This window comes from Streptomyces sp. UH6 (genome assembly GCF_013421635.1).
Classification (GTDB): Bacteria; Actinomycetota; Actinomycetes; order Streptomycetales; family Streptomycetaceae; genus Streptomyces; species Streptomyces abyssomicinicus.
Window position 1 is genome coordinate 1 of record NZ_JACADT010000698.1, and the last position, 3017, is coordinate 3017.

At 68.0% G+C, this 3017-nt stretch carries 2 protein-coding genes and 3 pseudogenes; 3 read left to right on the plus strand and 2 right to left on the minus strand.

What is annotated here, in order from left to right; all coding sequences use genetic code 11:
• Positions 1–74: 74 nt before the first annotated feature.
• Positions 75–196 (minus strand): annotated as a pseudogene (locus HW445_RS24440) (IS5/IS1182 family transposase); the annotation flags it as partial.
• Between the two features lie 111 nt (positions 197–307).
• On the opposite strand from HW445_RS24440, the gene HW445_RS24445 reads away from it, so the two are divergent.
• Together HW445_RS24445 and HW445_RS24450 are read left to right on the plus strand one after the other, a co-directional pair.
• Positions 308–562 carry a DUF6332 family protein gene (locus tag HW445_RS24445; RefSeq protein WP_180223103.1) on the plus strand — a complete coding sequence of 85 codons (255 nt, stop codon included), beginning with the start codon at positions 308–310 and terminating at the stop codon, positions 560–562.
• Between the two features lie 113 nt (positions 563–675).
• Positions 676–1059: pseudogene (locus HW445_RS24450) on the plus strand (transposase family protein); the annotation flags it as partial.
• Between the two features lie 606 nt (positions 1060–1665).
• On the opposite strand, the gene HW445_RS24455 reads toward HW445_RS24450, so the two are convergent.
• Complete coding sequence (locus HW445_RS24455; protein WP_180223104.1) at positions 1666–1938, minus strand: hypothetical protein; 273 nt, start codon at positions 1936–1938, stop codon at positions 1666–1668.
• A gap of 400 nt (positions 1939–2338) precedes the next feature.
• On the opposite strand from HW445_RS24455, the pseudogene HW445_RS24460 reads away from it, so the two are divergent.
• Positions 2339–3017: pseudogene (locus HW445_RS24460) on the plus strand (hypothetical protein); the annotation flags it as partial.

Here is a 3017-nt window from a genome sequence, read left to right on the forward strand (position 1 = left end):
AGTGTTCAGCGGTTGCTGCGGGTGCGGTCCTCACCCTGTATCTGACCTGCTCAAGCTGAGGTTGGAAATAGCTCAGTGTCGCGCCGCCGGAGGTAGGTAAGAGCTACGAGAGCACGCTCGGTCGGAGCTTGCACCGACGGTCACGCGCACAGTTGACGATAAGCATCGTGACCCACTCGACCAGCGTATGGGGCATGTCGAGTGCGATGCCCCTGAGAAGTCATCTCAATTGGTGATCGAGCCGTCTGCGAGAGTCAGCAGTCAGGCGCAGATGCGGCGCACTTGACCGAGCTGTGAGACTTGCAGCATGGACATGGGGCGTGAGTCACGGTGGGAAAAGGACGCAATGACGGTGGAGATCGTCTTCGCCCTGGTGACTGCCGCCGTGCTGGCTGGCGTCGTTTTCGCTGTCGTCTGGACTCTCGTCCAGGCCCTTGACCTCTCCGGCTCGGCGGAGAAGCGTGTGTTGGCGGGGGGCGCACTGTTCGGAGCAGTGGCCGGAGTGTGGCGCCTGGTTCGGGTCCTGCTTCGATTCGACAGGCAGCGACGAATGGGCCACTGAACCCTTTCAGCGTGGCCACTGATCGGGTGACGGGCCGGTGTCCCGCAACGCACGAGGCTCCTGTGCCGTTGAAAGGGGTGTTTGCGTCGCAACTCATCAGTGCGGGAGCCTTGTTGGCTCCCTGTCCTGCCTCACTCGACCTGCCTCACGCCCTGGTCGAGTGCGTAACCATGCTCATCGTCACCCGTGAGGGTGACCGTCGCTGCAAGCTCCCGCCCCACCAGCGTGCTCTCGTCGTCCTGATCTACCTGAGGCGGCACGACCCGCTCACCCAGATCGCCGCCGGCTTCGGCATATCCGTCGGCACCGCCCACGCCTACGTCACCGCCGTCACCGGTCACCTCGCCAGCCGGGCTCTGGGCCTGCTGCGGGTCCTGCGGGAGACCAATCCCGGTCACGTCCTGCTCGACGGGGCGCTCGCCGAGTGCGACCGGGTCGGCGACAGCCGGGTCGACTTCGCCCACAAGCGCCGCCGCCACGGCGTGAACGTGCAGGTCGGCCCACGCCGCGGTGCGTGGACCGCCTCGCTCAATTCCACCGACCAGACATCGTCGAGCCAGGCGTAGTGGCACTGGGTGGCGTAGTGACGTCCTGCATGTTCTGCCGTGGTCGCCGACTGCGGTCGTTGCCGATGCGTCGCAGTGCGGACAGGCGACAGTGAGGAAGGAATCGGTGAAGTCGTCCAAGGCCTAGAACCACAAGGGCTGGCCGTCGAACGCGAGCATGGCCCGCAGCAGGCGCAGGTAAGACCCTTCCGTCCAGGCCGGACCGCAGCCGGGCGGTGGCCATGGCGGGAAGGTCGGCCAAGGCCGCGGCACAGCGGGCGACTCTTTCGTCGGCGCCGTGATGTTGAAGGAGGCCACTCGCTATGGCTCCGGCCAGACCGAGAGCCCAGTCCCCGGCGCCCTCGGTCTTCGCGATATCAGCCAGATGCGGCAGTGCGGCGATGCTCGCCGGGGTGATCGTCCCCTGGTGGCACAAACGCTCCCAAAACCCGTCGATGGCCTCCTGGTCACGACCGATGGCTCGATCTAGCAGCCCGGGTATCGCGTGCGCCAGACCGTACGCGTCGTGGAGTGTGGACCAGTCGATCATCCGGTGATTCAAGCACGCTGCCGAACGCCTCCTCGACAGCCTGGGCGAGGTCGGCGGCGGTGATGCAGGTGGCCGTGAGCTGTCCGAGTATGGGCGAGTGTCTGCTTGCCGAGCGCATCCTCGACAAGTTTGGGCTGACGGGCCCACTCGGTGCGGAATACCTTGCGCAGCCGCTCGGCGCCCGCCTCGATGCCGCGCTCGCGGCCCGCACGCTTGAAAGCCGCCGTGATCTGGGTGCGAGTCAAGCTCGCGGCCTTGGACAGTATCGGCGCGAGCTTCATCAGCTCGTGGGCCTCCGGTCGGCGCAGGCTGTTGTCCCACTTGGTGAAGGCGTCCAGAGCGGCGGGGCAGTGCTCACGCAGGGCAACGTCGTGCCTGGTCGTTTACGGGACAAGCTCAGGGCCGGCCGTCGGGCGAGGTTGTTGCGCTTCTCGGATATGAACGGCACCACGCACCGCACCCTCGCCGAGGAGGGCGATCCCTTGTCGTCTTCCGTTCCCGTCACCCGTACGGCCCTGGCGGTGTCGTCCATCGCGCTGCCCCTGCGCCCGGGCTCTCGTCCCGGCTTTCGGGGTGTCGGGGACGCAAGGCGGTCCCCTTGGCTCCGTCCCACCGCCACCGTTCGCGCCAGAATGGAGCACACAGGACGAGAATCCCGGGCGAGCTCGCGGAGGCGCAGTGATGCAGCAGCACGCCGACAACGGTGCCGGCCACACGACGGACGCCGCCGAGGATCCGGAACCGTACGACGACGAGGTCTACGACGACGCGCTGGACGAAGGCCATGACGCCGGAGCAGAGCCGCTCGGCCATGAGGCGGCGCACGAAGGCAGGGTGGTCCGGGGCGGCGACGCCGCGGAGGGACGGCCGGCGCAGGAGCGGAGCCCTGACGTCTTCCTGGACGTCCCCCAGCTCAAGGTCGACGAGATCGACCTCGACGTGGAGAACCTGCGGGCCCGCGTCTCCCTCCAGGCCGAGGTGCTCGACCTGCTCAAGCTGAACGTGGGGGCCGATGTCGCGCTGGGCCAGGTACACCTCGGGATCTCCGGGGTGGAAGCCCAGGCCCAGCTCAAGGTCCGGCTGGACAACGTCGCGCTGATCATCAACCGGGTCCTCACGACGCTCGACCGCAATCCGCAGATCATCGAGGACCTGGTCCGCAACGTCGGGGCGGCCGTCAACAACGTGGGCCGCGGTGCCGGGTCCGCGGTCGGGGCGGTCGGCGGCGCTGCGGGTGAGGCCGTCGGAGAGGTCGGGCAGGGCGTCGGCGAGCTGGTCGAGGACATCGGCGGGAGCGCGGGAGAAGCCGTCGGCGAGGTGGGCGGAGCGGCCGAGGAGGCCACGCGCCGGGCAGGGGCGA

Excerpts from the sequence above, each read along its gene's own strand:
- HW445_RS24445 (WP_180223103.1), top strand. The coding sequence starts at position 308 with ATGGACATGGGGCGTGAGTCACGGTGGGAAAAGGACGCAATGACGGTG.
- HW445_RS24455 (WP_180223104.1), bottom strand. The coding sequence starts at position 1,938 with ATGAAGCTCGCGCCGATACTGTCCAAGGCCGCGAGCTTGACTCGCACC.